26 protein-coding genes, 1 tRNA gene and 1 pseudogene are annotated in these 26,678 nt (G+C 67.7%); 14 read left to right on the top strand and 14 right to left on the bottom strand.

Going from position 1 to position 26,678, the window contains the following annotated elements:
- Positions 1–18: 18 nt before the first annotated feature.
- The 3 genes from ispF to AB0N89_RS12395 all read right to left on the bottom strand — a co-directional run bounded on the left by ispF (position 19) and on the right by AB0N89_RS12395 (position 1,699).
- The gene (gene ispF, locus AB0N89_RS12405; RefSeq protein WP_364203760.1) at positions 19–489 is read right to left on the bottom strand and encodes a 2-C-methyl-D-erythritol 2,4-cyclodiphosphate synthase; all 471 of its coding nucleotides are present in this window, start codon (positions 487–489) and stop codon (positions 19–21) included.
- Positions 486–1,133: a 2-C-methyl-D-erythritol 4-phosphate cytidylyltransferase gene (locus tag AB0N89_RS12400; RefSeq protein WP_364203918.1), complete on the bottom strand. Its 648-nt coding sequence runs from the start codon at positions 1,131–1,133 to the stop codon at positions 486–488. Before AB0N89_RS12400 ends, ispF begins: the two co-directional genes overlap by 4 nt.
- Before the next feature lie 74 nt (positions 1,134–1,207).
- Positions 1,208–1,699 carry a CarD family transcriptional regulator gene (locus AB0N89_RS12395; protein ID WP_005165253.1) on the bottom strand — a complete coding sequence of 164 codons (492 nt, stop codon included), beginning with the start codon at positions 1,697–1,699 and terminating at the stop codon, positions 1,208–1,210.
- Positions 1,700–1,996: 297 nt separating this feature from the next.
- Between AB0N89_RS12395 and AB0N89_RS12390 the strand changes: the two genes are divergently transcribed.
- Positions 1,997–2,725, top strand: coding sequence for a hypothetical protein (locus AB0N89_RS12390; RefSeq protein ID WP_364203758.1), 729 nt, complete (start codon positions 1,997–1,999; stop codon positions 2,723–2,725).
- Between the two features lie 119 nt (positions 2,726–2,844).
- On the top strand, positions 2,845–4,203 hold the full coding sequence (radA, locus tag AB0N89_RS12385; protein ID WP_364203755.1) for a DNA repair protein RadA: 1,359 nt from the start codon (positions 2,845–2,847) through the stop codon (positions 4,201–4,203).
- Here radA and AB0N89_RS12380 read toward each other — a convergent pair.
- Entirely contained in the window at positions 4,200–5,333 is a 1,134-nt protein-coding gene (locus AB0N89_RS12380; RefSeq protein WP_364203753.1) for a CU044_5270 family protein, read from the bottom strand. The two genes, radA and AB0N89_RS12380, sit on opposite strands and share 4 nt — an antisense overlap.
- On the bottom strand, positions 5,320–5,952 hold the full coding sequence (locus tag AB0N89_RS12375; protein ID WP_364203751.1) for a sigma-70 family RNA polymerase sigma factor: 633 nt from the start codon (positions 5,950–5,952) through the stop codon (positions 5,320–5,322). The genes AB0N89_RS12380 and AB0N89_RS12375 overlap by 14 nt, the downstream gene beginning before the upstream one ends.
- A 167-nt stretch (positions 5,953–6,119) precedes the next feature.
- On the opposite strand from AB0N89_RS12375, the gene AB0N89_RS12370 reads away from it, so the two are divergent.
- Positions 6,120–6,785 (top strand): C39 family peptidase, encoded by a 666-nt coding sequence (locus AB0N89_RS12370; RefSeq protein WP_364203748.1) that lies wholly within the window; start codon positions 6,120–6,122, stop codon positions 6,783–6,785.
- 117 nt (positions 6,786–6,902) lie between these two features.
- Entirely contained in the window at positions 6,903–7,859 is a 957-nt protein-coding gene (locus AB0N89_RS12365) for a glycoside hydrolase family 6 protein (RefSeq protein ID WP_364203917.1), read from the top strand.
- Positions 7,860–8,021: 162 nt separating this feature from the next.
- Here the strand turns inward: AB0N89_RS12365 and otsB are convergent, their stop codons facing one another.
- The 3 genes from otsB to AB0N89_RS12350 all read right to left on the bottom strand — a co-directional run bounded on the left by otsB (position 8,022) and on the right by AB0N89_RS12350 (position 13,686).
- The gene (gene otsB, locus AB0N89_RS12360) at positions 8,022–10,550 is read right to left on the bottom strand and encodes a trehalose-phosphatase (protein ID WP_364203746.1); all 2,529 of its coding nucleotides are present in this window, start codon (positions 10,548–10,550) and stop codon (positions 8,022–8,024) included.
- A 39-nt stretch (positions 10,551–10,589) separates the two neighbouring features.
- Positions 10,590–12,029, bottom strand: a complete 1,440-nt coding sequence (locus AB0N89_RS12355; protein WP_364203916.1) for a trehalose-6-phosphate synthase — start codon at positions 12,027–12,029, stop codon at positions 10,590–10,592.
- A gap of 94 nt (positions 12,030–12,123) precedes the next feature.
- Complete coding sequence (locus AB0N89_RS12350) at positions 12,124–13,686, bottom strand: threonine/serine exporter family protein (RefSeq protein WP_364203743.1); 1,563 nt, start codon at positions 13,684–13,686, stop codon at positions 12,124–12,126.
- Positions 13,687–13,835: 149 nt separating this feature from the next.
- Here AB0N89_RS12350 and AB0N89_RS12345 point away from each other — a divergent pair, with 149 nt between their 5' ends.
- Entirely contained in the window at positions 13,836–15,407 is a 1,572-nt protein-coding gene (locus AB0N89_RS12345) for an alkaline phosphatase D family protein (RefSeq protein ID WP_364203740.1), read from the top strand.
- Positions 15,408–15,451: 44 nt separating this feature from the next.
- Positions 15,452–15,524 (top strand) — tRNA-Thr (locus tag AB0N89_RS12340).
- 412 nt (positions 15,525–15,936) lie between these two features.
- Here AB0N89_RS12340 and AB0N89_RS12335 read toward each other — a convergent pair.
- Both AB0N89_RS12335 and AB0N89_RS12330 read right to left on the bottom strand, forming a co-directional pair.
- Complete coding sequence (locus AB0N89_RS12335; protein WP_364203737.1) at positions 15,937–17,052, bottom strand: XRE family transcriptional regulator; 1,116 nt, start codon at positions 17,050–17,052, stop codon at positions 15,937–15,939.
- A 17-nt stretch (positions 17,053–17,069) separates the two neighbouring features.
- Positions 17,070–17,675: a hypothetical protein gene (locus AB0N89_RS12330; RefSeq protein ID WP_364203734.1), complete on the bottom strand. Its 606-nt coding sequence runs from the start codon at positions 17,673–17,675 to the stop codon at positions 17,070–17,072.
- Between AB0N89_RS12330 and AB0N89_RS12325 the strand changes: the two genes are divergently transcribed.
- The gene (locus AB0N89_RS12325; RefSeq protein WP_364203915.1) at positions 17,632–18,042 is read left to right on the top strand and encodes an RHS repeat-associated core domain-containing protein; all 411 of its coding nucleotides are present in this window, start codon (positions 17,632–17,634) and stop codon (positions 18,040–18,042) included. The two genes, AB0N89_RS12330 and AB0N89_RS12325, sit on opposite strands and share 44 nt — an antisense overlap.
- 34 nt (positions 18,043–18,076) lie before the next feature.
- Complete coding sequence (locus AB0N89_RS12320) at positions 18,077–18,262, top strand: hypothetical protein (protein ID WP_364203731.1); 186 nt, start codon at positions 18,077–18,079, stop codon at positions 18,260–18,262.
- A 748-nt stretch (positions 18,263–19,010) separates the two neighbouring features.
- Here AB0N89_RS12320 and AB0N89_RS12315 read toward each other — a convergent pair.
- The 4 genes from AB0N89_RS12315 to AB0N89_RS12300 form a co-directional block, all read right to left on the bottom strand.
- Positions 19,011–19,574, bottom strand: coding sequence for a hypothetical protein (locus AB0N89_RS12315; RefSeq protein WP_364203728.1), 564 nt, complete (start codon positions 19,572–19,574; stop codon positions 19,011–19,013).
- Positions 19,575–19,646: 72 nt separating this feature from the next.
- Positions 19,647–20,036: a hypothetical protein gene (locus tag AB0N89_RS12310; RefSeq protein ID WP_364203725.1), complete on the bottom strand. Its 390-nt coding sequence runs from the start codon at positions 20,034–20,036 to the stop codon at positions 19,647–19,649.
- A 440-nt stretch (positions 20,037–20,476) separates the two neighbouring features.
- On the bottom strand, positions 20,477–21,709 hold the full coding sequence (locus AB0N89_RS12305) for a hypothetical protein (RefSeq protein WP_364203722.1): 1,233 nt from the start codon (positions 21,707–21,709) through the stop codon (positions 20,477–20,479).
- A gap of 5 nt (positions 21,710–21,714) precedes the next feature.
- On the bottom strand, positions 21,715–22,254 hold the full coding sequence (locus AB0N89_RS12300; RefSeq protein ID WP_364203719.1) for a sigma-70 family RNA polymerase sigma factor: 540 nt from the start codon (positions 22,252–22,254) through the stop codon (positions 21,715–21,717).
- 305 nt (positions 22,255–22,559) lie between these two features.
- Here AB0N89_RS12300 and AB0N89_RS12295 point away from each other — a divergent pair, with 305 nt between their 5' ends.
- From AB0N89_RS12295 to AB0N89_RS12270, 6 genes and pseudogenes are all read left to right on the top strand, one after another.
- Positions 22,560–22,736, top strand: coding sequence for a hypothetical protein (locus tag AB0N89_RS12295; protein ID WP_364203716.1), 177 nt, complete (start codon positions 22,560–22,562; stop codon positions 22,734–22,736).
- Positions 22,737–22,886: 150 nt separating this feature from the next.
- A pseudogene (locus tag AB0N89_RS12290) lies at positions 22,887–23,063 on the top strand (pentapeptide repeat-containing protein); the annotation flags it as partial.
- Between the two features lie 296 nt (positions 23,064–23,359).
- Positions 23,360–23,602: a hypothetical protein gene (locus AB0N89_RS12285; protein ID WP_364203715.1), complete on the top strand. Its 243-nt coding sequence runs from the start codon at positions 23,360–23,362 to the stop codon at positions 23,600–23,602.
- A 407-nt stretch (positions 23,603–24,009) separates the two neighbouring features.
- The gene (locus tag AB0N89_RS12280) at positions 24,010–24,273 is read left to right on the top strand and encodes an ANTAR domain-containing protein (RefSeq protein ID WP_364203712.1); all 264 of its coding nucleotides are present in this window, start codon (positions 24,010–24,012) and stop codon (positions 24,271–24,273) included.
- 456 nt (positions 24,274–24,729) lie between these two features.
- Positions 24,730–25,584, top strand: coding sequence for a hypothetical protein (locus AB0N89_RS12275; protein WP_364203709.1), 855 nt, complete (start codon positions 24,730–24,732; stop codon positions 25,582–25,584).
- 176 nt (positions 25,585–25,760) lie between these two features.
- Positions 25,761–26,663, top strand: a complete 903-nt coding sequence (locus AB0N89_RS12270; protein ID WP_364203706.1) for a hypothetical protein — start codon at positions 25,761–25,763, stop codon at positions 26,661–26,663.
- Positions 26,664–26,678: the final 15 nt, after the last annotated feature.

Here is a 26,678-nt window from a genome sequence, read left to right as displayed (position 1 = left end):
ACCGGCGCTCCGCGCGGGCTATTCCTGTGAGGGCAGCAGCAAAGCCGTCGCGAACGCCGCGATGCCCTCGCCGCGTCCGGTGAGGCCGAGCCCGTCGGTCGTCGTCCCGGAGACGCTCACCGGCCCGCCGACGGCCTCGCTCAACACCTCCTGCGCTTCTTCGCGGCGCTTCCCGACGCGCGGCGCGTTGCCCACGATCTGGACGGTCGCGTTCCCGACGGTCCAACCGCCCGCCTCGACCAGGCGCCGCGCTTCGGCGAGGAACTCGACGCCGTGCTTGCCCGCCCAGCGGGGATCGCCGGTGCCGAACACCGCGCCGAGATCACCGAGCCCGGCCGCGGACAGCAGCGCGTCGCACAACGCGTGCGCCGCGACGTCGCCGTCGGAATGGCCCGCGCATCCGTCGACGCCGGGCCAGAGGAGACCGGCGATCCAGCATTCGCGGCCTGCCTCGATCGGGTGGACGTCGACGCCGTTGCCGATCCTCACAGGACTTCCTCTTTTCCGGCGGAGGCGATCGCTTCCGCGAGCTCGAGTTCGAACGAGGTGGTGACGCGCATCGCATCGGGGTGCCCGGCGACGGTGTGCGCGCCGTCGAGAGACGGATTATCGGCATACGAGAGAAAAGTCTCACGAGTGAAGCCGAGAGGGGTTTGCGCCGTACGCAGGTGCGCGCGATCTTCGGTTCCCGTAATCACCTTCGCCGCGTCGGTCACCTTCACGGTGTCCGCCATCGGCAATACGGGAACCACGAAAGAGGAACCCGCACGGACAGCGTCCGCGACGGTACGGACCGTGTCCGCGGGAGTGAAAGCGCGTAAGGCGTCGTGCACGAGGAAGACCGGATCGCCGGTGATTTCCGGTGCGACGGTGTCGAATGCGTGTCTGAGTGACTGTCCGGGCACTATCCGGCATCGGTTCTCGAAGCCGCTGTTCTCGAAGTCGCCGAGAGCGGCCGAAAACAAATGAGCACACCGCTCGGGGGCCGCTACGACCACCAGATCGAGATCCGGCAGAGCGAGCAGCCCCCGCACAGTGTGCGTGAGTAGAGCTTCACCATTGACCGGCGCGAGAGCGAGCTCCGCGTCGGAAGCATGGTGACGAACGACAGTGACGAACACGATTGTGCTCATATGGACGGTGCTCATATGTGCGCGATCGTAGTGGTATCCCCCGCAGCCTCACCTGGCGTGGGACATCCGCCGGTTCAGACTGCCGCGGTTTCCAGAACTTCGTCGAGGAGGACTTCAGCCTTGTCCTCGTCGGTGCCCTCCGCGAGCGCGAGCTCGCTGACCAGAATTTGCCGCGCCTTCGCCAGCATGCGTTTCTCGCCGGCTGAAAGTCCGCGGTCCTTCTCTCGCCGCCAGAGGTCGCGCACCACTTCGGCCACCTTGTTCACATCGCCGGAGGCGAGCTTCTCGAGGTTGGCCTTGTACCGACGAGACCAGTTGGTGGGCTCTTCGGTGTGCGGAGCACGCAGAACGTCGAAAACCTTGTCCAGTCCTTCTTGCCCGACGACATCACGAACACCGACGATCTCGGCGTTGTCAGCGGGCACGCGAACCGTAAGATCCCCTTGCGCGACTTTGAGGACGAGGTACTTCTTCTCCTCGCCCTTGATCACGCGGGTCTCGATGGCTTCGATGAGTGCGGCACCGTGGTGCGGGTAGACGACGGTCTCTCCGACCTTGAAAACCATGTGTCCTCTGCCCCTTTCGCTGAATTCATCTTAGCACGTGCCGACGAGGCCCACCTAGCGGCCCGCGATCGTCGTCGCAGGTCAGCGGCCTGACGGTGGTCCGCCCGGGGGTTGACAAACCCAATTCGCCCGTGCTCATGCAGGTGAGAAGCGAACGTTTTCCAAATCCTTTGTGGACGGTTGATCTTGGGCACGTCACCGCATTGGTGGCGTGTCAACACGCACCGGGTTCTCCGCCCGCGAAGCCGCCCGGCTAGTCTTCGCGGTGAAGAGGCCGTGAGATGGAAGGACTCCGACGTGAGGCTGCAGAATCGTCGCGTGTTCGGCGCAGGTGTGCTGGCGCTCGGCGCCGCGCTCGTGCTCGCCGGCTGCGGTGCTGGTCAGATCACCCAGACCGACTCGCAGCAGCCCGCGGTGAACGGGACGTACGCGCAGGCGAAGGACCTGGTGCTGCGGAACGCCGCGCTCCGGTTCCCGACCGAGGGCCAGGCGTATCCGGCCGGGGCCGCCGCGCCGCTGACGCTGACCATCGTGAACCAGGGCAAGCAGGACGACGAGCTCGTCTCCGTCTCCTCCGAAGCCGCCACCGGTGACGCCAAGATCACCGGCGCCAAGACCGTCGTCGCGAGCCACGCGCTCGTGATCGGCCCGTCCGACACGGTCGAGTCGGTCAAGGAGGTCGCTCCGACGAGCGCGCCCTCCTCCGCGCCGCCGTCTTCGGGCGCCCCGTCGTCGTCGGGTGCTCCTTCGAGCAGCGAGTCCGGCGCCCCGTCGTCGAGTGTCGCCGGGACGGTCACGCCGTCCGCGGGCCCGGAATCGTCCGCCGCGCCGGACCAGGTCGGCAAGGCCACCATCGTGCTGCAGGGCCTGAAGCAGCCGGTGTGGGCGGGCCAGACGATCAAGGTCACCTTCGTCTTCAAGAACTCCGGTTCGATCACGCTGGAGCTGCCGGTCGCGGCCCCGTCGCACCCGGGCAGCCGGGCCCCGGCGCCGGAGAAGCCCAAGGCCGAGGGCGGCGGGCACTAAGACTCCCCAAGTACATGAAGGCCCCCTTCACTGCGCTAGACGCAGTGAAGGGGGCCTTCATGTACTTGGCGGTGTTGTCGTTCCCCGGGTTTGTCGGTGGGGGCCGCTAGCCTCGCGGGGTGGTCAAGAAAGGCAGCACCTACCGCTGCGGTGAATGCGGGTACGAGGCGCCGAAGTGGGTCGGGCGCTGCCCCGAATGCCAGGCGTGGGGGACGCTCGAAGAACGCGGCGACGCCCGTCCCGCGATAGCCAGGGTCGCCGCCGGCGCGCCCAGCGCTCCCGCGCGCCCGATCGGCGAGGTCGACGTCGAGACGGCGCGGGCCAAGCCCACCGGGGTCTCCGAACTGGACAGGGTGCTCGGCGGCGGGTTCGTGCCGGGCGCGGTCATCCTGCTCGCCGGCGAGCCCGGGGTCGGCAAATCGACCCTCCTGCTGGAGGTCGCCTACCAATGGGCGGCCACCGCGGGCCGCGCGCTGTACGTCACCGGCGAGGAGTCGGCGGGACAGGTGCGCCTGCGTGCCGAACGCACCGGCAACGTCCACGACGAGATGTTCCTCGCGGCCGAGAGCGACCTCTCCGCGATCCTCGGCCACGTCGACGCGGTGAAGCCGGGCGTGCTGATCGTCGACTCGGTCCAGACCATGGCCTCGCCGCAGGTGGAGGGCGCGCCGGGCGGGGTCACCCAGGTCCGCGCGGTCACCTCCGGGCTGGTCGCGCTGGCCAAGGAACGCGGGCTGCCGATCGTCCTGGTCGGTCACGTCACGAAGGACGGCTCGGTCGCCGGGCCGCGTGTGCTGGAGCACCTGGTCGACGTCGTCCTCCACTTCGAAGGCGACAAGCATTCGACGCTGCGGATGCTGCGCGGGATCAAGAACCGCTTCGGCGCCGCCGACGAGATCGGCTGCTTCGAACTGGTCGAGGAGGGCATCGTCGGCGTCCCCGACCCGTCGGGACTGTTCCTGAGCCACACCTCCGAGCCGGTAGCGGGCACCGCGGTCACGGTGACCATGGAGGGCAAGCGGCCGCTGCTGGGCGAGGTCCAGGCGCTGGTTTCGGCGACCCAGTCGCCGCAGCCCCGGCGCGCGGTGAGCGGGCTCGACTCGGCGCGCGTCGCGATGGTGCTGGCCGTGGTCGAGAAGCGGGCGAACATCAAGGTCGGCGACAAGGACGTCTACGTCGCGACGGTCGGCGGCATGAAGATCACCGAACCCGGTATCGACCTCGCGGTGGTGCTGGCGCTGATCTCCTCGGCGAGGGACACCCCGCTTTCGCCCAAGCTCGTCGCGATGGGCGAGGTCGGGTTGTCGGGCGAGGTCCGGCGGGTGCCGAGCGTCGGGCGGCGGCTCGCGGAGGCCGCCCGGCTCGGCTTCACCTACGCGCTGGTGCCGCCGGACTCCGGCAAGATCCCGCCGGGCATCCGGGTGCTGGAGGTCGGCGACGTCGGAAGCGCGCTCAACGCCGCCAAACACGCCCGTTAGGGGCCGCCGTCGTTGGTGATCGTCACCGAGATCTTCGTGTCGAACAAGGTCAGCCCCGGCCATTCCTCGTTCGGGGTGCTGGGCCGGACGGCACGGCTCCCGACGACGGCCGCCGTCGCCACGTCGACGAGGAACGTGCGCGTCTGGTTCGGCAGCACGATCGAGTAGGACAGCGCGCGCCGTCCGTCCGGAGTGGTGACGGTCTCCCCGGTGATGCCGGATACCTGCGCGAGCGCCTTGCACAGCGCCACCCGCTGCGCGCCGAAGCCCTGGGACGAGCGGAGGACGTTGAAGGCCATCTCGAACATCTCGTCCGGCGAGTTCGGCTGTTCGCGCGGGCGGCGGTCCCGCCAGATGCCGTCGTGGAGGAGCCGCTCGGCCATCTTCGACGGATCGACGGGGAGCTCTCCGAGGAATTCCGTAGTGGGTTCGGTCCAGCCGCTTTCGGACGGCAGCCGGTTCCTGGGCGGGAGCAGCGGAGGCGCGGTGGTCGGCGGCGGAGGCGAGATCGTGGTGGTCGGGGCCGGGGGTCCGTTGTCCACGGTGACCGAGGACGACGGACCCGGCAGCGCTTCCCCGAGGGCCTGCGCCGTCTTGTAGTCGCCCTTGATCCAGCGGATCTCGCCGGTCCCGGTGAACCGCGTCTTGGTGGGCTTCCAGCTCGGCACCGGCAACCAGCGTTCGAGGATCTCGTGGGTCTGGTAGACCAGCCCGGTCTTGGTGACGCGCGTGGTCCACGTGGACTCCGTGACGAGCCGGTACTGGTCGTCACGGAGCGGGAAATTGTCGCCGTGGAGGGCTTCGAGCACGTCATCGTCCGGGGCGAGGACCGCGTGGTCCGCGGGGGCCGGGCCGCCGCCGGTGAAGGCGTTCGTCGCCACGATCCCCCCGCCGGACACCAGGGCCGCCGCGGCCGCCGCGGCGATCCATCGCCAGGCGGCCGGGCGCTTTGTCGCCGGGACCGTGATCGCCGTGAGCGGTTCGTCCTCGACCTCGCCGGCGGCGCGCAGGAGCGCGGCCTTGGCACGGGCCAGTTCGTCCTGCCGCGTCCCGGGTTCGGCATGGAGGTCGGCCAGCGCCTCGTCGAGTTCGGCCTCGGACCACACCTTCCTGATGCTACCGCCGTGCACTTTCGCCCTCCTCCGCTTTCCTCGGTTCGTCCTTTGTGGACTCGCTCGTGATCTCCGGTGCGTTGGCGCGCAACCATCTTCTGATCCGGTGCAGCCGCGATCTGACGGTCCCGGCGGGGATTCCCAGCGCCTCGGCCACTTCGCCCGGGTCCAGGCCCGCCCAGGACACCAGCAGCAGGGTGTCGCGGTCCGCGACGCTCAGTTCGGCCAGCGCGCCCGCCAGCTGGGCCGCGCGGGACTGCGCGTCGACCCGCTCGACGACGCGGCCGTCGTGTCCGGCCGAGATCACCTGGTCCGCGGACGCGAGTCTCGCCGTCGCCTTGAGCGCGCGGGTCTCGGTGCGGACGTGGTGCCGGAGCAGGTTGGTCGCGATGCCGTAGAGCCACGCCCGCGCCGTCCCGGCCTCCGGGCGGTACGTCTCGCGCCGCCGGAGGGCCACGAGGAACGTCTCGGCGACCAGGTCGTGCGCGGTCTCGGTGCCGACGCGGCGCGCGAGATAGCGCTGCAGCGGGGCCGCGTGGGCGTCGAAGAGCACGCCGAAGACGGGCGCGGGGTCGGGACCGCCGAGATCCGGCCTGTCCGGTCCACGCGAGCCGGCCTGCTCGTGATCGTCTTTCATCACCTGCACGATCGCTATTGCCCGAAGGCCCCCAGAGCGTTCATCCGATCCTACTTTCGTCGTGGGCTGATCGGGGAAGACGCAGGTCGAGATCAAGACAAAAGGAGCCGGACGGGCAATTCTGTTCACTATTCACCGTTGAAAAGTGAAACTGGGGAAGGATTACCATGCGTCGACTCAGGACCGCGGTCGTCGCCGCGCTCGCGGTGTCCGCACTGATCACCGCTCCGGCGGTGGCCGTCGCTCAATCCGGGAACGTGGTGCCCGCGCCCGACTTCGTGAAGTCGATGGCGCCGCCCGCCAAGGTCGAAGGGGTCAGGGCGGCCGCCGAGCTCAACATCCAGTATCAGATCCAGGAGACCGGGTACTGGTGCGGCCCGGCCGCCACCCGGATCGCCATCTCCGCCAAGAACGGCAACCCGCCGAGCCAGCAGCAGCTCGCGAACGAGCTCCCGACCACCACCAACGGCACCGACTGGATCGGGCAGGTCACCCGCGTCCTCAACGCCCACATCGGCGGCGGCTGGTACGAGACCAAGGAGATGCCGAACGACCCGCCGACGCAGGCGCAGCGCGACCTGCTCTGGCGCGACATCGTGCTGGACGTCGACAAGGGCTACGCGCTCGTCGCGAACATCGTCGCCCCGGCGAACAACCACCCGCCGGGCTACCCGAACTACACGATCTACCACTACTTCACGATCATCGGCTACAACAGCGACAACATGACCGTGAAGATCGCCGACCCGGCCAACTTCGGCGGCAACCAGATCTACTGGCTCACCTTCAACCAGCTCGCCACCCTGATCCCGCCGAAGGGTTACTCGGCCTGATCCCCGTCGCGTCCAGTCCTCTGAGTGCGGTAGTTCGCGTTACCAACTATCGCACTCAGAGGACGAAATGCGGTGAGTTGTACGAATCTTGTACGGGTGATCGAAAAGCTGGTGGGTATGCGCATCAAGACGCTCGGTCTGCTGGCCGCCTCGCTGCTGGCGCTGGTCGCCACGCCGGCCCAAGCCGCCGACGGCAATCCCCTCGAGAAGACCAACGGCTTCTACGTCGATCCGGACGCCAATCACGCGGTCTGGGCGGGGACCCACCCGGGCGACACCGCGAACAAGATCAAGGCCGCCATCTCCACCAAGGCGGGCGCGCGCTGGTTCGACAAGTGGAGGGGCGACATCACGAAGGCGGTCAACGACTACACCTACGCCGCCGACGTGGTGGACAAGCTGCCGATCCTGGTCGCCTACAACATCCCCGGCCGTGACTGCGGCGGTCACTCCACGGGCGGTGCGGGCGACCCGCGCGCGTACCGGGACTGGATCTCGAACTTCGCCGGCGCCATCGGCGGCAAGCCCGCGGTCGTCATCATCGAGCCGGACGCGCTCGCGCAGCTCGACTGCATGCCCGCCAGTGAGCGCCAGACCCGTCTCGACCTGCTCAAGTTCGCCGCGGAGCAGTTCGCCGCGAAGGCCCCGAACACCTGGGCCTACATGGACGGCGGCAACTCGACCTGGATCCCCGCCGCCACCATGGCCGACCGGCTCAACGCCGTCGGGGTGAAGTCGATCCGCGGTCTCGCGATCAACGTGTCGAACTACAAGACCACCACCGACTCGGCGAACTACGGCAAGGCGGTCAGCGCGGCGCTGTCGAGCAAGTACGGCTACACCAAGCCGTTCGTCGTCGACACCAGCCGCAACGGCAACGGCCCCAAGGGCGAAGAGTGGTGCAACCCGGCCGGTCGCAAGCTCGGGACGCCTTCGCAGATCGGTGGCGGCGCCGAGATGCTGCTCTGGGTCAAGGTGCCCGGTGACTCCGACGGCAAATGCGGGATCGCGCCGGACGTCGAAGCCGGCAAGTTCGACCCGAACCTGGCCCTGCGCCTGATCAGCGGGACCTGACCCGCCGCAAGCCCGTCGCGCCGGCTGTTCGTCTGTGACTTTCGTTCTCCCGAGAAGGCGAAGGCCACGACCCCTTGGACAGCAGCCGGCGCGACGCCCTCAAGTACATGAAGGCCTCCTTGCTCGCGTCAGGCGCAAGCAAGGAGGCCTTCATGTACTTCTCTACTGGGCGAGCAGGTTCGCGCAGCGGATCAGGCCGATGTGCGAGTACGCCTGCGGGTGGTTGCCCAGCGAGCGTTCCGCGATCGGGTCGTACTGCTCGGGCAGCAGCCCGGTCGGGCCCGCGGCGTCGACGATCTGCGTGAACAGCTCCTCGGCCTCGGTGCGCCGCCCGGTGAGCAGGTACGCCTCGATGAGCCAGGCCGCGCAGATGTGGAAGCCGCCCTCGCCGCCGGGAAGGCCGTCGTCGCGGCGGTACCGGTACACGGTGGACCCGCTGCGCAGTTCCGCCTCGATCGCGGTCACCGTCGACTGGAAGCGCGGGTCGGCCGGATCGATCAGCCCGGTCAGCCCGACGAACAGCGACGCGGCGTCGAGATCCGTTCCGTCGTACGCGGTGGTGAAGGCCTGGACCTCTTCGTTCCAGCCCTTCTCCAGCACGTCGGCGGAGATCTCGTCCCGCAGCGAAGGCCACGCGCCCGGCACCTGACGGCCGTAGACGTCGCCCAGCTTGATCGCCCTGTCGATGGTCACCCAGCACATCACCCGCGAGTACACCCGGTGGCGCGGCACGTGCCGCTCCTCCCAGATGCCGTGGTCCGGCTCGTTCCAGCGCCGCGTGACGGCCTCGGCCATCGCGCGCACCAGCTGCCAGTCCTCGTCGCGCAGCTCGCCGCGAGCCTCCGCCAGCGTCTTGACGAGCTCGACGACCGGACCGAAGACGTCCAGCTGCACCTGGTGGTTCGCCAGGTTGCCGACGCGGACGGGCCGCGAACCGGCGTACCCGGGCAGCGACTCGATGACCGCTTCGGCGCCGATCACGCTGCCCGCCAAGGTGTACAGCGGGTGCAGCCGCTCCGGACCGGCCAAAGTGGACAGCACGCCGTGCAGCCAGCTGAGGTAGCCCTCGGCCTCCTCGGTCGAGCCGAGGTGGACCAGTTCGCGCACGGTCATGGCCGCGTCGCGGATCCAGCAGTACCGGTAGTCCCAGTTGCGGACGCCGCCGATCTCCTCCGGCAGCGACGACGTCGCCGCCGCGAGCACGCCGCCGGTGTCGGTGTTGACGAGCCCGCGCAGCGTCAGCGCCGAGCGGCCGACGAGGTCGGTCTGGACGCTGGGCAGTTTGAGCGTCCGCGCCCAGGTGCTCCAGTAGTCGCCCGCCCGGGAGCGCCGCTCCACTTCGGACAGTTCGTGCGCGCCGAGATCCGAGGTGCCGCAACGGAGTTCGAGCACCACCGGGTTCTCCGGAGTGGGGGTGACGAGCGCCGACGCGGTGTCGTTCATGCCGTCGGAGGTGATCTCCCACTTCACGCCCGGCGAGCGCAGCGCGAACGGCTCCGAGGTGCCCTGCACCAGGATCCCGTCGCCCTCGGCGACCAGTTTCACCGGCACGCCACCGAATTCGGGCCGCGGCGCGAACACGATCTCCGCCGACGTCTCACCCGAGATCACCCGGACGAGATCAGTGCGGTGCGCGGGGCTCTCCGGTTCGAGGTAGTCGGTGACGAGCAGCCGGGACCAGCGGGTCTCGACCGTCATCGTGTTCGGCAGGTAACGCTGCCCGAGCGGCAGGCCGTTGCGGTGCGGTTTGATCGAGAAGTGTCCGGCACCGGCGCCGCCGAGCAGATCCGCGAACACCGCGGGCGCGTCGGGGCCGGGGTGGCACAGCCAGGTCAGCCGGGCGTCCGGCGTCACGAGCGCGACCGAACGTTCGTTGGCCAGCATGGAAAGCCGCTCGATCGGCGGCGCCTGCTCGCCGTAGAGCCAGTTGCGCCGCTCTTCGAGCAGGAAGGCGAGCGCCATCGCGACGTCGACGGTGTCCGGGACCCGGTACTGCGCGAGGCTTTCGCCCTCGCCGACCTTCACGCCGAGGTCCGGCCCGGAGATCCGGGCGAACGCCTTCTCGTCGGTGACGTCGTCGCCGAGGAAGATCGCGGCGGTCGCGCCGACCTGATGGCGCAGGGTGTCCAGCGCGCGGCCCTTGTCCGTCTGGACGACCGCGAGCTCCACCACCTCCTTGCCGTCGGTGGTGGACACGCCCTCCCACTTCGAAGGTCCATTGTGGACATCGCGCAGGACGCGGCGGCCCGCCTCGTGCTCGGCACGGCGGACGTGCACCGCGATGCTCGCGGGCTTGACCTCGAGCGAGACGCCCGGCACGTCGAGCACCAGGTTCTCCAGCTCGGATTCGAGCCGTCTGTGGAGCTCGCGGGCCTTGTCGTCGAGTGCGTGGATGAAGCCGATGTCGAACTCGGACCCGTGGCTGCCGACCAGGTTCACCTCGGCCGGGAGACGGGACAGAGTGGCGAGATCGCGCAACGCGCGGCCGGAGATGACCGCGGTGGTCGTCTCGTGCAGGCCGGCCAGCGACCTGAGTGCGCCTACCGATTCGGGCAGCGGCCGGGCTTCGTCCGGGTTGGCCGTGATCGGAGCCAGCGTGCCGTCGTAGTCGCAGGCGACCAGCAGCCGCGGCGTGCGGGCGACCTGAACGATCGCTCGCCGCAGCTCGGCGGGCAGTGCCTCGGCGGTCAACGATTCTCCTCGAAAGCTATGCGGGGTATGGGGGAAGTCTCAGTCGGCCGGTTCGGCACCGAGCGCCTGGAGGAACGAGCGCGCCCAGCGGTCGACGTCGTGCGTGAGGACCTGCCGGCGCATGGCGCGCATACGGCGGCGGCCCTCTGCGGGGTCGAGCGTAATGGCAGTCTCCAAGGCGTTCTTCACCCCGTCCAGGTCATGCGGGTTGACCAGTAGCGCACTGGTCAGCTCCGCCGCGGCGCCGGCGAACTCCGAAAGCACGAGCGAGCCGCCCAGATCGTGGCGGCAGGCGACGTACTCCTTGCAGACGAGGTTCATCCCGTCACGCAGAGGGGTCACCACCATGACATCGGCGGCCGAAAAGAACGCGGCCAACTCCGTCCGGTTCACGGACTGGTGCAGATAATGCACGACCGGGTGACCCACGCGGGCGAATTCCCCGTTGATCCTTCCGACCATCTGCTCGATGTCGCCGCGCATCCGCTGGTAGTGCTCGACGCGTTCGCGGCTCGGCGTGGCCAGCTGGACGAACGTGACGTCCTCCGGACGGACGCGGCCCTCGTGCAGCAACTCGTGCAGCGCCTGCAGCCGCAGGTCGATGCCCTTGGTGTAGTCGAGCCTGTCGACGCCGAGCAGGACCGTCTTCGGATTGCCCAGGTCGTGCCGCAGCTGGGCCGCGCGCTCGGTGACGCCCTTGGTCTTCGCGAGCTTGTCGAGGCCGATGGCGTCGATGGAGATCGGGAACGCGCCGACGCGCACCGTGCGGTCGCCGACCTGCATCAGGCCGGGGCGGGTGCGGATGCCGACCGCGCCGCGGCTCGATTCGAGCCCGGCCAGCTGCCGCGCCAGCCAGAGGAAGTTCTGCGCGCCACCCGGCCGGTGGAAACCGATGAGGTCGGCCCCGACCAGGCCGCGGACGATCTCGGTCCGCCACGGCATCTGCATGAACAACTCGACCGGGGGAAACGGGATGTGCAGGAAGAACCCGATCCGGAGGTCCGGCCGCAGCTCGCGGAGCATCGCCGGGACCAGCTGGAGCTGGTAGTCCTGGATCCACACGGTCGCGCCCTCGGCGGCGACCTGCGCGCTCGCCTCGGCGAAGCGCCGGTTCACCCGGACGTAGGACTCCCACCAGCTCCGGTCGAACACCGGCCGCGCCACCACGTCGTGGTACAGCGGCCAGAGCGTCGCGTTGGAGAAGCCCTCGTAGTAGTCGCGGACGTCGTCCGAGGTCAGGGAGACCGGGTGCAGGACCAAGCCGTCGTCGTCGAATTCCTCGACCTCGACGTCGGGCACACCCGGCCAGCCGACCCACGCTCCCTTGCGGGACCGGAGGAACGGCTCGAGCGCCGACACCAGCCCGCCGGGGCTCGCCGTCCAGCGCCTGCTCCCGTCGGCGGTCCGTTCGAGGTCCACCGGAAGCCGGTTCGCCACCACCACGAAATCCGCGGAGGCCGTTCTGCTCGTCTCGGCCATTGCTTCGTCCACCAGCCGCTCCCTCAAACTCGCGGGTCGCTGCCCTAAGGGGAAACCCTATCGCGCGAGGAGGTCGCGGCCGGTCGGCGAGCGATCACTCCAAGCGTCGTTCGGCGGGTTCCATCGGACCCGCCATCCTCGGTCCGGCGAATTTGCGTTCGAGCCTGCCGAGGCCCGTGCGCACCGGTTGTGCGAGGTACTCACCGAGTACCACACCCGCGGCCAGGGCAAGCCCGACCGCGACCGCGGTCATGAGCGTCGAGATGTTCCCGCCGGGCTCGACACCTAATTGGTATAGACCACGATAGGTGGAGAGACCGGGGAGAAGCGGCGTGATGCCGGACACAGCCACCACGAGCGGGGTCACCTTGAGCCGCCTGGCGAGCACGCCGCCGCAGAAACCGACCAGCGTGGCGGCGACCGCGGAAGAGCTGACGGCTTGGAAGTCGGTCAGCATCAGGGCGCCGTACACCGCGCCGCCGATGGCGCCGGCCGCTCCCGCGACGATCATCGCGCGCATCGTCGAGTACGAGGCGAACGCGAAGCAGGCCGAAGCGCCGACGCTGCCGAGGATGATGATCGGCAGATCCTGCGGCGTCGAGGAGACGACCTCGGGCAGCGGGGTGAGCGGCATTTCGATCAGCTGCGCGATCTTCAGCGCGAGCACCACGCCGGCGATCAGCCCGGCACTCATGAGCGCGGTTTCCATCGTGCGCCCGGCCGCCGTGACGTAGTAGCCGGTGATGGCGTCCTGCACGGCCGAAACCGTGGAAAGACCGGACAGCAGCACGGTGACGGCCGCCGCGACGACCAGCGTGGGTTTGTCCGTGGTCAGCAGGTTGCTGCTGACTATCGCCATCGCGGACAGTGTCGCGACGAGACCGCCGATCACCTGCTGGAAGAAGAACGGCAGCGCGTAGCGGTTCAGGAAGCGCCCGAGCCGGTCGATGACGGCGCTGATCACCATCGCGACCAGTGCGACGTCGATGCTGCCGCCGAGGATCAGGGTGATGAACGCGGCCAGCCCGCCCCAGGCGGCCGTGGCCACCCAGCGGGGGTACGGATGCGGCGCGGTGGTGATGCGCTGGAGCTCCTGCTGGGCCTCTTCGGCGCCGATGTTCCCGCGGACGATCCGGCGGACCAGGGTCTCCGTCTGCGTGAGGCGCGTGTAGTCGAGGCTGCGCGAGCGGACGACGCGCAGCGCCGTCACCGGCGCCATGTCGGTGCCGCGGTGGCAGGTCACCGTGATCGACGTGAAGATCACGTCGACCTCGCAGTGCGGGAGACCGAGCGCGGAGGTCAGCGCGATGATCGTCGCCGTGACGTCGGAGGCGCCGGCGCCGCTGGACATCTGGACCTCGCCGATGCGCAGGACGAGGTCGAGGACGAAGTTGACCGTCGTGTCGTCCGGCGGCTTCGGCCCCATCGTCTCGTCGCCGTCGACGGCGGGCTGCTCCGCCGTCGGGGCTTCGAGGATCTGCCACGCGCGACGGCGCAGCAGGTTCGGCCGGTGCGAGCGAGCCTGGATCGATCGCTCTCCGTCACGTTGCCGCGGCGCTTCCAGCAGCCATTCGCCACGTTCGGGTGTTTCGTCCTGGTTCTTTTCGACACCGCGTTCGCCGCGCTGGGCCCTCTTGGTGTGCTCGTTGATCTTCATGATCGATCCACCTCCTCACTCGTCTTAGAGGGACTTTCCCGAGGACCATCGGGGCCGGAGCCCCGACTGTTGCAGGAAACCCGAAGTGGCGTCCGCCACGTCCGAGGAAGATCATCGCGACGTCGCCGATCTGCGGCACACTGCAAGGTATGGCGTCCTCTGTGAGCAGGCGATCCGTCCTTCGCGCGGCCGGTGTCACAGCAGCCGGAACGGCGGCGACATTCACCCTTTCGGGGGCATCCAGCGGGGCGGGGACCCCGGTTTTCGGGCACGGTGTGGCCTCCGGTGACCCGATGCCCGACTCGGTGCTCCTCTGGACTCGGATCACGCCTTCGGCCGAGGCGGTTCCGGGATCCGGAAAAGGCGCGGTGACCGACGTCCGGTGGGAGGTGGCGAAGGACGCCGGGTTCGCGGACGTCGTCGCTCGCGGTCACCTCCGGACCGGGCCGGAACGCGACCACACGGTGAAGGTGACGGCCGGCGGGCTGTGCGCGTCGACCGCGTATTGGTACCGCTTCACGTCTCAGGGGGCGGTCTCGCCGATCGGGCGGGCGCGCACCGCGCCTTCGCACGACGACGACGTCGCGAGGCTGCGGTTCGGCGTGGTCTCTTGTGCGAACTGGGCTGTCGGTCACTTCGCTCCTTACGGCTATCTGGCCGACCGCGACGATCTGGACGCCTTCATCCACCTGGGTGACTACCTCTACGAGGGGAATCCCAACCCTGCGGGTGATCTCCGGCCCTCGGTACCGCCCAACGAGTTGATCACCCTGGCGGATTACCGGCAACGCCACGCGATGTACAAGACCGACGAGCGGCTGCGCCGGCTCCACGCCCGCCATCCGATGATCGCCACCTGGGACGACCACGAGGCGGCCGACAACGCCTGGTCCGGCGGCTCGCCGTCCCACGACCCGGCGACCGAGGGCGACTGGGCCGACCGGATGCGGGCGGCGCATCAGGCGTACTTCGAATGGATGCCCGTGCGGCATCGCGGCGACCGGCTGTACCGGCGGCTGAAATTCGGGAAGCTGGCCGACCTCACCATGCTGGACCTGCGGACGTACCGGACCCGGCAGCCCGGCCAGGGGGAGCCCTCGGACGGTACGATCCTCGGAGCCGAGCAGCGGCGATGGTTCCTGGAGGGGCTGGCGCGCGGGACGGCGTCGTGGAACCTGATCGGGAACTCGGTGATGGTCACGCCGATCAAGATCCCCGCGTTGCCCAGCCGCGAAAGACTCGCGCTGGACGGCCTGCTCGACGGCCAGCCGACCACGGTGAACACCGACCAGTGGGACGGCTACACCGAAGACCGGCGCCGGGTCATCGACACCATCGCCGCGCAGGGGCGGGGAAACACGGTCTTCCTGACCGGCGACGTCCACTCGTCGTGGGCGAACGACGTGCCGCGGGACGGGACGAGCGTCGCGGTGGAGTTCGTCTGCCCGTCGGTCACCTCCGACAACATCGACGAACAACTCGGCGTCCCGCCGCGGACCGGCTCGCTCAAGGTCGAAGCCGCGATCCGCGCGCTGAACCCGCACGTGCGCTTCGTGGAACTCGACTCGCACGGCCCGTGCGTCCTCGAAGTGACCCCGGAAGCCGTCCGGATGGACTGGCACTACGTCGCCGACCGCCGGGACCCGGCGACCGCCGTGACGTTCGCGCACGCCTTCCGGACGGTGGCCGGAGAGCCCCGGGTGCGGCCTGCGGAGGGCTGAGGGGCCGCCGATATACTGGCCTTGCCCGGGCAGTCCTGGGCAAGGCCGCTATAGCTCAGCTGGTAGAGCATCTGTCTTGTAAACAGAAGGTCAGGGGTTCGAGCCCCCTTGGCGGCTCAAGATCAACATAGCCCTTGACATGCCAATATGTCGCTTTTCGCGAGTCCTATTCATATTTTGCTCGGCGCCATTGGGCTCCGTTTCGTCTCCGTTTTCACGGGTGTGCCGATTTCGGATCGCGTCAGCCCTTTTGTGGACCCTCTGGTGTGACGGTGGCGAGGACTGCCTGGACCATGACGCCTTCGACCACGACCACAAGGCTGGCAACAGCCGCCCTTCTGGATCGCCCGGAAACCGCCCTCTCAGCGACGAGCGGCGGCGAACCGGCAGGGCGTTACAGCATTGTCCTTGGCGTCGCCTGCTGGTCGCGCCCTGATTGCGACGGCGGCGAAGTTGAGGCTGTCTTTTGCGGCGCTGTGCTGCCGGAGCTCACCGTTTGAGGCTGTTGGGCAGGTGAGTGTGTTCTGGGTTATGGCGTGACTGTGAGGCGGAGGCGGGGTTTCGTCTCGCTGCCCGCGGCCACGATCTCGGTGATCTGGTCGAGCGTGAGACGGCTCGCGGTGGCGAGGTGCTCGAGGGTGGTGCCGGCTTCGGACAAGAGTGTGGTCGCGGCGCCGAGGAGGTAGGGCGATTCGGGAGGGCCGAGAGGGCCTTGCTCGGGGTAGCCCTGTGCGGCCAGGTGCTGGTTCGCGCGGCGGTAGGCGTGTTCGGTCCAGAGGCCGATGGAGTGGGCGCGGTACACCAGCGCGGCCAGGCTGAGACCCCACTTGGTCTTGGCCTGCAGTAGCGCGTCCCAGTCGACTTTCCGGGGAAGGTCTGGTTCGAGTTCCGGGGTGGGGGCGAGGAACTCGGAGGCGAACTGGTGTGCCTGTGTTTCGATGATCTTGGAGCCGGGTTCGACGTCTTGGTGCATGACGAGGTGGCCGAGCTCGTGTGCGGCGTCGAAGCGGCTGCGGGCGCGGTCGTCCTTGGCGGGGGAGAGCAGCACGAGAGGGCGGTGGCCCGCTTCGGTGGAGAAGGCGTCGACCCGTGGGTCGACGTCAGGCGGCAGGCGGAGGACGACGATGCCATGTGCTTCCAGAAGCCGCACGACATGGGGAACCGGCCCGGGCTCGACGCCGAGGCGCTTCCGGGTGTTCGCCGCGGTTGTGACGAGCTGATCCGGTGTCGGTTCGCCGTCGATGGGTTCGACGATGTCGGTCACGGAGGGCAGGTCGACGTACTGCTCGAGTACGTCCACCACGGCCAACGCGATCTCAGCGAACGCCAACGCCTGTTCTCGGGCGATGGCCGGGGTGGCGCGCAGGGACCGGAAATGCGCTCCGCTGGCAGGGACCGGCTCGATGGGGCGCCCTTGCCGGAAGAAGTCCGCAGGAACCCCCAAGGCCAGCGCGAACTCGGCGACCACGACGTTTGTCGGGCGGGCGGTGCCCCGCTCGAACTGTGTGACCGCGGCAGCGGTCACTGATGTCTTGGCGGCGAGCGTCGTTCGCTGGAGCCGACGAAGGCGCCTGGCGAGTGACAGGCGCCTTCCGTCGAAATCCACCACGGTCCCACTGGAACGCCGGCGGCGCGCGCGCAGCACAGGTTCTGACTCAGGACTCACGTCTGAGTACCTTTCCTGACCTGTGGTTTGAGCGTGACGGCGGGCTTCGGGGCCGTCCCGTTCCCGAATGAGGGCGCCTCACCGGGCTGCGGCGTGGTCTTGTCCCTCTTCGCCGGAGTCGGCTGCGTCTCGTCCCGCCAGGCAGGGACGACCGCGAGCCACCGGTCCGGGCCGGTCGTCGGCAGCCCCAGCCATCCGGAGGTCAGCCCGGAGTCCGGATCGCCGGCCCACACTACGAACACATCACGGCAAGCGCGTACCGGGTGCTCACCGTGGGGCTGCTCGACCTCGAACAACGAGGCCATCCCGAGCATCGGCGCCATCGCACCGCAGACCGCGGTGTTCCGCTCGGCCGCGTCCAGCCGGGCACCTTCTCGCCATTCGAAGTCGCTGGTGAAACCAGGGCGACGGCCCGCCTTAGCTGGCACCTTGACCATGCGGAGCTCGGCGCCGGGAGCGTGAAGAACGGCGGCGTTGTGCTCCTTCGACGCGGAGACCCCGGCAGAGCACCATCGAGGGTCGGCCCCGATGACGGCGTACACCTGATTAGAGAGATTCCTGCTGGACTGCGACGCCAGGGTCCACGGCGCCGTCACCGTCACCGGTTCGAGCGCGATCCACCGGTTCCGCTACCTTGGCGGCTACACCTTCCGCAACGGGAACAACCACTTCGGCTACCGCTACTACAACTCGGCCTGGGGACGCTTCACCCAGCCCGACCCCACCGGCCAGGAACGCAACGCCTACGCCTACGGCGAAGCCGACCCCATCAACAACAGCGACCCCACCGGCGCCGCGTCTAGAGCATGCGTCAACGCTGGCGTCACCTCCATCTTAGGTCTGCTGGGAACCACCGCCGCGTACGTCACCAGCGCCGCCACCGGCGGCGTCACAGCCGGGCTGGCGGTGGGATCAACAGTCGCCACCGTGACCGCCATCAGCAATGCGGCGCTGGCCTGCAGGAAGTGACATCACCGACGATGACAAGGAGAAACAGACACCGATGAGCAAAGCCGTGAGCATGGTTTTCCTAGGCATATCAGGAATCTTGCTCATCACGCTCGTGGTGCTGGCAATCATCTGGCCAACACCACTCACCATCGCCCTGACGGTGATTCTCGCGCTGCTGTTCGCCTACTCCGTCTACTCCGCCTTCTCCCCGAAGCGCAGAGGGACAGAACAGCGGTAGCACCACGGGGGCACTTCTCCCTTCTGGACACGAACGGTGGCCCTTCCATCCCTGCGGAAGGGCCACCGTTCGCTTGACCCACATCCCAAGCCCGCCAGGCGAATCCCGCCAGCCAGGCTCAGCGGTGACACCGCTGCGCCCCGGCGTGGACCCCGGACGAGACCCGGCCGCTGTCCTGCGAGGGTTCGTGACGGCACGGAGCCGCAACGTCCACCGCACCACCGAGTGCGTGAAGTACCAGCACTCGGTGAACGTCGCCCGCCAGCGGGGGCGCACCGTACACCCGCCGCTCTGGACCACGACCGGCGCCGCCCGAGTGAACGAAAAGGGAATCTGTTCGCACTGCTGGTCTTGACGTCTGTGGCACGGCCCGGGGTCAGTGTCTCGCTCGAGCGAGACACTGACCCCGGGCTATTTCCAGCACCCACCCGCCGCGCGTCCGGCGGCACAAAACCGCCGACCAAGATCAACAAGAAGCCGGGGAGACGGGCTCTGGGCAGGATGAGCGGCGCGGTGAGCGGCACGGTGTGCTCACCTTCGCTAGTCAGATCCTGATCAGTACGGCCCAAACCGTGCGTGCGCTCGTCGTGATCGGCGCCATCACCGTCCTGGCCCGTCGCCCGCCTTCCGGATTCCGGCCAAGCCGGGCCCGCCGGCCTCGACCTCGTGCCCCTTCCCCTTGTAACACGGACAGAGCCGGGCCCCTGACCTGTAGATCAGCTGCCCGGCTCTGTCCGCATGCGCGGATTCACTTCCGGTCGTCAGCCGCTCCGGCTTCGGTTACCACCTGGCTGTGCGCTCCGATGATGCGAAGACCGTCGTCGTGCAGAATCAGCGTGGGCGGGCCACCGTTGATGCTGGCGCCCGAGTACCAGATCGGCTGCTTCGGCGGGTTCGCGTGCGAGGTCACGGTTCCAGAGTCCTCGACGTCGATCCGGTTGTCGCCCTCGGTGCGTTCGTCGGAGACGAAGAGGCCGGTCACCGCGGGCGCTTCAGGTCGGCCGTCCGGCCAGCCTTTCAGGCGGAAATCCGGCTGATTGTTTCGAGTGCACAGCGGAACGTCTTGCGAAACGCCGTTTATCGATATTTCGGTTTCCCCGGACTCCCAGCCATGCACCCATAGGATCGGGCGTCCTTCGTAAGAATCAAAGACCGCCTCGATGTACCCTTCTGGCGGAGTTTTCTCCGTGACTTCGAACGACCCTTCGGGTTGCAAGTCGAAAACCATCGGACAATGACTGAAACTGACGGTCACAGGGGTGGCCAGCGCACTGACCACTTTTACCGTATTAACGATCGACGACTTGCTCACCATCTCAGTGTAACGTCAGGCTCCTGTATCGCAAGGCGAAACAAAGTTCCCTGCGCGCGCCAGCCTTCCCTGTCAGAAAGACATGTATTTCTCGCACTTGGTGGTTCCCGAGGCGTTGTCCAGCCAGGCGTGGACTGCCACGTGGCTGGCGCCATCGATCACGATCAGCCCTGATCGGGCCCCGCTTTGGGCCGAAGCGCTGGACTGGAAGAAGGTCGACTTCCCGCCGGCTGTCGCCGAAAAGTGAAGGGTTCCATAGCCGCCGCCTCCCAGCCACTTGGAGAGGCCCACGCCCACTACGCGAAACCTTGCTGTATTCAATCCGGAATTGATGTCGACCAGATAAACTGTGTCACCACAGTTCGGGCGCTTGGGCGGATCGAAAGCCATTGCCGCAGGACTCGCAGTGATTGTCAGGGCAAAAGCGAAAATCAATGCCACGCACGAACGGGTGAACTTCATGGCGGTACCCCCTTGGATATCCCCCGACATGTCGGATTAGATGCAAGTCGCAGCTAACCGGAGACCGGATGATGTTGACCATAGGCCAGCTGGGTGAACAAAAAAGCGTGACCGAAAAACGTCTCTAGCATCTAGAGATTTTCCGAAATCCGCATAATCGGGCTGCTTGGTTGCCCGTACGCGAGAGCAGGCGGCAGAGCCCGTTGCAGGGACTGTCCGGCAGATGCCGTCCGGGTTCTTTCCGGCCTACGGCCGCGGCCCGGATCGCGGGTTGAAGACGAGGGAGATGCCGCACCCGCGGCAGTGTTCCGGACCGCTGTGGCCTGGCCATGGCGATGCTTGGGCGATGTCCGGATGATGGTCAGTGCGAAAATCATCGGGCAGCATAGTGATCGTCCTTCCTGCCGGGCGACACCCGGTGAGGGCCACCGGGGCGCGGGTCATGGGTGGATGAGGATGGCGGGGCCGTCGGCGGGATCGACGCTGCGCCGTAGTAGCCGGCTCCCGCCCGGGCCGGCGCGGACGGTGCCGATGTCGATCGTGATGGTTCCCTTGGTCGGGCGGCTGAAGCCGGGGAGCAGGATGCGGGTGCCCTCGGCCAGCAGGAATCCCCCTGCGGACACGACGATGCTGGTGGCGGTTGGGCTGAGGAATACGGACGTGCCCCCGGGTAAGTCCGGCGTGGTCTCGGTCACCACCGGGGTCAAGCGTGTCGGATCGGTGTCCACCAGTACGTCTCTGGTCCCGGTGCCGGTGTCGTCGATACGCCGGACGAGGCCGACGAATCCTTCCGGTGTGACCACAATGTCGTCCTCGGCCACCGCGGTGTCTGGCGTGGTGTGCAACCGGGTGCCGCCGCCGGTGAGGGTGACCGGTGTCAGGGTCGGGTCACCGCCTGCGCCGGTCAGCTGGCCGGAGATCTCGCCGTCCGCGGTTGTGGCGACGACGCGGGTGTTGTACGCCCGCACCGGTGGTGGCAGGCGATCGGTGATCAGGCCGTCCGGTGACCGGTTGGTGGTGGAGCTCCGGCCAGGGTCGGTCGCGCTGCTGGTGAACGCCGCTGCGCTTACCCCGGGTGCGGTGAGCGCGAGTGCCAGGGTGGGTCGTGAGCTTTGGGGGGAGGCGAGCCCGTCGACGAATCCGTAGGCCGGTGCGGGGGGTACTCCGGCGGGGACGTGAAGCTGGGCACGCATCCGCAGGTGCTGCGGATCGGTGCCGGTGACGAACGCCAGAAGGATCCTTCCGGCGTGGTCTCGGCCCCGCAGGACCACGACGATCCCCATGTCGGTGTCGCCCGGCGGGGGCGGGCCGGCGTAGAGAACCGTGACCGCGGATCCGGAATCCACCGTCGGGGGGGTGACCCGCTGCCACAGCTGTTGTGCCCGCTCGGCCAGCGCGGTATCGCCGGCCAGGGAACCCCGGGCCGGCCACTGCGTCACCGATGTGGCGTTCTGGATCTGGCCCCTACTCAGGGCGTAGAGGGACTCGACAGCGACGACCCCGCCACCCAGGACCGCGATCGCGGCGATCACTGCGGCGATCGCGCCCCGGCGCCAGCGGCGGGCATGGGCGGCTAGCACAGACCGCGCCATCCGCTCGCTTTCCCCCGCCCCGATCGCAGGCACCGCCACGGCGGCATACTGCTGCCGCAGCCGCTGCTCAAACTCGTCCACCCCTGTCACCGTCCCTTCGCCCACACTGGCAGCTGCGTCGGCCTGCCCCCGCCCGACATTCCGGATTGCTGTCGCGGCGGGGAGTCGTCCAAGAGCTGCCGCAGCTTCGCCAGCGCGCGGGCGGTCGTGGACTTCACCGTGCCGGGACTGCACCCCAGCAGCCGCGCGGTCTCGGCCACATCCAGATCCAGGTAGAACCGCGCGGCCAGCACCGCCCGCATCCGCGGCGGCAACCCGGCCAGCAACGCCAGCATGTCCCCGCGGCCCTCGGCCACCGCGACCGCGTCGATTCCCGCCGCCACCTGTTCGGCGCCATCGGTCAGACGTACTTCACGACGGCGCCAGCGCCGGCGCCGGCTCACGAACACCCGGAACAGCGCCGTGCGCGCATACGCCGCCTCATCGGCGATGTCCCCGCGACCGAGATGGCGTACCAGTTTCAGCAGCGCGTCATGCACCACATCACCCGCCTCATCCCGATCACCGGTCAGCACCGTGGCGTAACAGAGCAACTGCGCATAGTGCTGCTCCACGAATACGGCCAACCGCTCATCTGGCCCCTGCACACCGGCCCCTCCCCGCCGTCAACACCCCAAAGACCCCCGCAGGCCCACGCGCGGTTGCCTCGACTCCGTCACCGCAGAGTGATGCCGGTCACATTAACTGCCTAAGCAGGGCGGTCGAGGCGAGCGTCCGAACAACCTTCGATCGCGGCCACGCCACTTCGCCACTGACGAGGTGAATGACTTCTCCAGTTCCGCGCCGAAGCCGCCCGCTTGAACCGCGGATGTACGATCCCGTCGATCGTCACCAAGCGGCGACCTACTCTCATGAACGACCGTTACTGCTGGTGATCGCGTTGATCGTGGTCGCGAGCATCGCGGTGCTGCAGTCGAGCATGGTGGGCGCGGTGGTCGCGTCGAGTGTGCTGACCCTGCTCGCCACCCTCATCGCCGCGGTGCTCGGAATCTCCTGGCCCGATCGGTTCGTGCCCTCTCTTCTGAAACGGAAGCGGCGTAAGCGCTAGCTCGACACTCTGAACAACCTGGAGGCCGGAGTCCCCGACCAGGGGGCGGCCTCCAGGGCGTCTGGCGCAGTGAGGTTGACCGGGCTAAGGGCGGTCCGCCGACGGAAACCCACTCTGCGCGGCCGGCGACGCCGTGCTGACGCGGCTGCGCGCCGGATCACCGAGCTGGAGCTCAAGGCCACCGAGTTGCTCGGGTCCGAGAAAGCCCCGGTCCGTCTCAGAGGCCTCTACGCACTCGAACGCCTTACCCAGGACAACGAATCCCAGCGCCAGACCATCAACAACGTCTTCTGTGCCCCTATTTGGTCGATTCCGGTGGAGCTGCCGGCTGCTGTACTGAAACCATGACGCAGCACGATTCGCCCCAGGACGACAAGGAACAGCAAGAACGAGAACGGCTGGCCGCGTACTGGCGGAAACGTAAGGCGGAAAGCTTTGCCCGCGAGCAACAGCAGCGGAGGCGGAGAACATCGTCCCAGTCGTCGCCACCACCGGGGGACTGAGCAGTGTATGTACCAGTTCCGGTCACCACGGTCCGGCACCGCTGAGCAACCGGCCGCCGACTACAACCCGGAGATCGGGAACGCGGTCCCGATGCGGGTCTTTCACGGCATCGTGCGCTGGTGGAGCATTCCGTGCCTGGCTTGACTGCTCCGCTCCCGCGTTTCTCAGTTGGCCGGGATTTCAGGCTGCCAACCCCGTTCGCGCTCGATCTCCTGAATCAGCGCGCGGTCTCGCTTCCCGGCGTCAAGGTGCGCTTCGAGGCCAGCACGCCGGCCGGTCTTTACGACATCGCGGTCCGCAGCCTCGCCTCGTTAACGGCTCCGGCGGAGTTGGACGGCATGACAGTCGTCAACGAAACGTGAACCACGCCGTGGTGACCCGATTCTCAGATGCCCGCCAAGAAGATATGAATCCGCTCGGTTACCTGTAGGTGCGGCTTCGGCCGACGTCGGCATCTCCGGCCACGAACTCGGCAATCTGCTCACGGGTGACAGGCCTGGAATTTGCTGGGCGCTCATCGCCTCGCCCACTCGGACAGAAGCCCGTGCCGAGCACGGGACAGGCATGTCGCCTGCAGGGCCGTGATCGTGCTACGTCCGGTAGGGCAATCGACCTGGTTGCCACAGGTGCACGCCACGACATGGTCCGACCTTTCACCGACATTAGTAGCCGGGTACCGCCGTCGCCGCACCCATTGACGGCGGTGAGGGCGCGCCGGTGAGAATCTTGCCTCGTGCGGACACCGAGCGATAACCCTGATCTTCAGACAATGGTGGATCATCTGCGGAGGGCGTTGGAAACACAGCCTGTGATCGATCAGGCGAAGGGCATGCTGATGTTGCTGTGGTCGCAGTCGTCAGAGGATGCATTCAGTCAATTGAGGTACATCTCCCAGCGCGCCAACGTCAAGCTGTGCGAGGTGGCCGCCATTGTGGTCGCGTCGGGTAGCGGACAGACCTTGCCTGTGGAGGACACGACCGCCGCGAAGGTGCTCACTGAGCTTCGCTGTGTACCAAGGCGAAATGGGCTCTGAAGGTTCGGTGGTCGTCCGTCGGAACCAGCGCAAGGTGGTTCGACCCGGGCACGGAGTGACAGCGGGGCACCGCCTTCGTCGACCCAAAATGGCCCTTGTAGTGGCGAATCGTGTAGGGATGGCCCGGTCAGGATGAAGGTTCGCCTGCGAAGTCCGGTTTTGCGCCGGAGTGTTCCCGCGATCGTGTTATCCCTGCATGCCACTCCAACAGGTTCGTGGTCACTGATTCGAGTGGAACGATCTTTTCCGGATTGACTGGAGGGCCTGAACCGCGCTCATGGTGTTTGTGCTGCTCAGTCGATGATTTCTTTGTGCGACAAGGGTTCTCGGCAGCCGAATGATGCTCGGCGGTGTGGGGCTGTGGAGACCGTTTTGAGGGTGCATGGTTATCCTCAGTGAGCGGCGTCGACCAGACGCCGAATAGGAATTTTCCGCAAGTGCTAGGAGTCGGTCGCTTTGTCGAACGCGGGTGATCAGAGAGGCGGCGCGGTGCGCGTCGGCCTTCTCGTGACTCGCGCGTTCGTCGTCGTGGGTGGTGCGGTTGCAGCTACGGCGGCCGCCTGGCTGGCAGGTGATCTGACCGCGTGTGCCGACACCGCCGACAGTGTGCCTGGACCGAGTGCTTCTGCGGTCATGGTCGAGGACGGCCAGACCTTGTTGCAGAGGCAGTCGCGACTCGATGAAGTCACGGTTCAAACGCAGTCCCGGCTGCTCCAGGCGACCGAGGTGCCGTCGCTGACTCGCGTAACGGCTGAGGCGGAAAAGTCCCTGAGTCGCGTCGGTGTGTCGCCGAAGCATCTCGCCGGCATTCCCAGGCCCGCGGTGAAAGCTGTGACGGAGACCGTCGCGACAACTCGTCGCACGGCGATCACAGAGGCCGGCGCCGCCATCGTGCGCGAGATTTCCGGCACCTCGCGTGAACCCGTCGCGGTGACGTCATCGATCAGCGGAATGCCGCAAACGGGGACGGATAGCACTGTCCTCAACTCGGAGCTCCGAAAAGGAATGAGCGGCGTCGGCGTCGCGCTCGAGTCACCATCTCGGCACCGAGGTTCCGATGACGACAATGCACCAGTCTCGCGTCGGCACGGGGCGGTCCCCGGAAAAGGAACCGTGCTTCCTCCGTGGTCGCCGATGCCGGTCTGCGGGTCATCGGTGACCATTGCCGCAGCCGGTGCGACCGGCGCGGCCGGTATCGGCGATATCCCGGACAACGCGACGCGGAGTCTCCGGTTGGTGCCGGATACGTCTGCTGTAGAGCGCTATTGCGTCCGGGCAGCGGTGATCCGGCCTGGCGTCACGCCGGGCTGACCCAGCACGCGCTGTTCATCCGGAGCAACTGTTCATCTGCTCTGCCGAATCTGGCAGTGAATATTCGTGAAGCGCGCCATTATGTGTGCCGTTCACCCTGAATGTGTTCTTTCTCCGTTTCGCTGTCGCGTCATGCGGTCAATTGTTTCTCAACTAATATAAAAGGAGTATTTGTCATGCAGAATTGGATGAAGTACGCGCTGCAGGTCTCGCTGGTGAGTGGTGGTCTGCTGATGCTGGGCACGGGCATCGCCTCGGCGGCCGAAAACGTCGATCCCGATGTGCCGGCGTCGGTGCTGGACCAGCACGTCGTCGCTCCTGCGACGAGCGGTATCGCCGATGCCGTGAAGCAGGCTCAGCCGCTGAGGCAGCTGGACACCGCGGGCCAGAACGCACTCCGTCCCGTCGCGGACATCGCAGAGGGTACGCCTGCTGTCGCGACGCCGACGGGCCCGATTCACGCGGTGCCGCTCGAGCTGTTCCAGTTCGCGCCACTGCACCTCGACGACCTCGTGGGCGACCTTCGGGAAACGGACCTCAATGGACCGCTCGGTGCCGAACTCGGGGCGACCGAAATCCCGGCTTTGCCGGTCCTGTCGCGCGTCGAGGATATGCGAGACACACTCCCGGTCCCGGCTGTCGAGGGCGGACTCCCCGCGTCGGCGCCGCTGACCGGCACCGTCAGTACCGATCCGCTCGACCCTGCGGCAGGTACGCGGGTGACCGCGCTCCAGGCCGACGCACCTGAGGTGGCGACCACCTACGAAGCTCCCGGTTTCCACACGCCGGCGGTGGCCGCCGGATCGGGTACCCGACGTGCCGACAACCCTTTGCCCGCACTCCCGCTGCTGAGCGGACTGCCGCTGGGAGGTGGTTCTCTGCTCCCGACCACCCTGCCCACAAACGGGGGAGTGCCCGTTCTCGGTGACCTCACCACTCTGATCCCGGGTGTTCCGGTGTTCGGCCAGGGGCAGAGGCCGATCGGATCGGTGGCGCCGTCACTGACGAAGAGCGGGACGTCCGGAGTGATGGCCGCGCAGAAACTCGTCGGCTCGGGCGAGACGCTGACGCGCCAGTAGCGCGTCGCTATCGCT

Origin of the sequence: Amycolatopsis sp. NPDC089917 (assembly GCF_040684635.1) — a bacterium.
Classification (GTDB): domain Bacteria; phylum Actinomycetota; class Actinomycetes; order Mycobacteriales; family Pseudonocardiaceae; genus Amycolatopsis.
Note: the sequence above shows the minus strand (reverse complement) of the source record. Positions and strands in the feature narration are given on the sequence as shown.

Coding starts and splice junctions, on each gene's coding strand:
- AB0N89_RS12400 (WP_364203918.1), bottom strand. CDS start 1,133: ATGAGCACAATCGTGTTCGTCACTGTCGTTCGTCACCATGCTTCCGAC.
- AB0N89_RS12395 (WP_005165253.1), bottom strand. CDS start 1,699: ATGGTTTTCAAGGTCGGAGAGACCGTCGTCTACCCGCACCACGGTGCC.
- AB0N89_RS12375 (WP_364203751.1), bottom strand. CDS start 5,952: ATGAAAGACGATCACGAGCAGGCCGGCTCGCGTGGACCGGACAGGCCG.
- AB0N89_RS12370 (WP_364203748.1), top strand. CDS start 6,120: ATGCGTCGACTCAGGACCGCGGTCGTCGCCGCGCTCGCGGTGTCCGCA.
- AB0N89_RS12365 (WP_364203917.1), top strand. CDS start 6,903: ATGCGCATCAAGACGCTCGGTCTGCTGGCCGCCTCGCTGCTGGCGCTG.
- AB0N89_RS12355 (WP_364203916.1), bottom strand. CDS start 12,029: ATGGCCGAGACGAGCAGAACGGCCTCCGCGGATTTCGTGGTGGTGGCG.
- AB0N89_RS12350 (WP_364203743.1), bottom strand. CDS start 13,686: ATGAAGATCAACGAGCACACCAAGAGGGCCCAGCGCGGCGAACGCGGT.
- AB0N89_RS12345 (WP_364203740.1), top strand. CDS start 13,836: ATGGCGTCCTCTGTGAGCAGGCGATCCGTCCTTCGCGCGGCCGGTGTC.
- AB0N89_RS12320 (WP_364203731.1), top strand. CDS start 18,077: ATGAGCAAAGCCGTGAGCATGGTTTTCCTAGGCATATCAGGAATCTTG.
- AB0N89_RS12310 (WP_364203725.1), bottom strand. CDS start 20,036: ATGAAGTTCACCCGTTCGTGCGTGGCATTGATTTTCGCTTTTGCCCTG.
- AB0N89_RS12280 (WP_364203712.1), top strand. CDS start 24,010: ATGGTGGATCATCTGCGGAGGGCGTTGGAAACACAGCCTGTGATCGAT.
- AB0N89_RS12270 (WP_364203706.1), top strand. CDS start 25,761: ATGCAGAATTGGATGAAGTACGCGCTGCAGGTCTCGCTGGTGAGTGGT.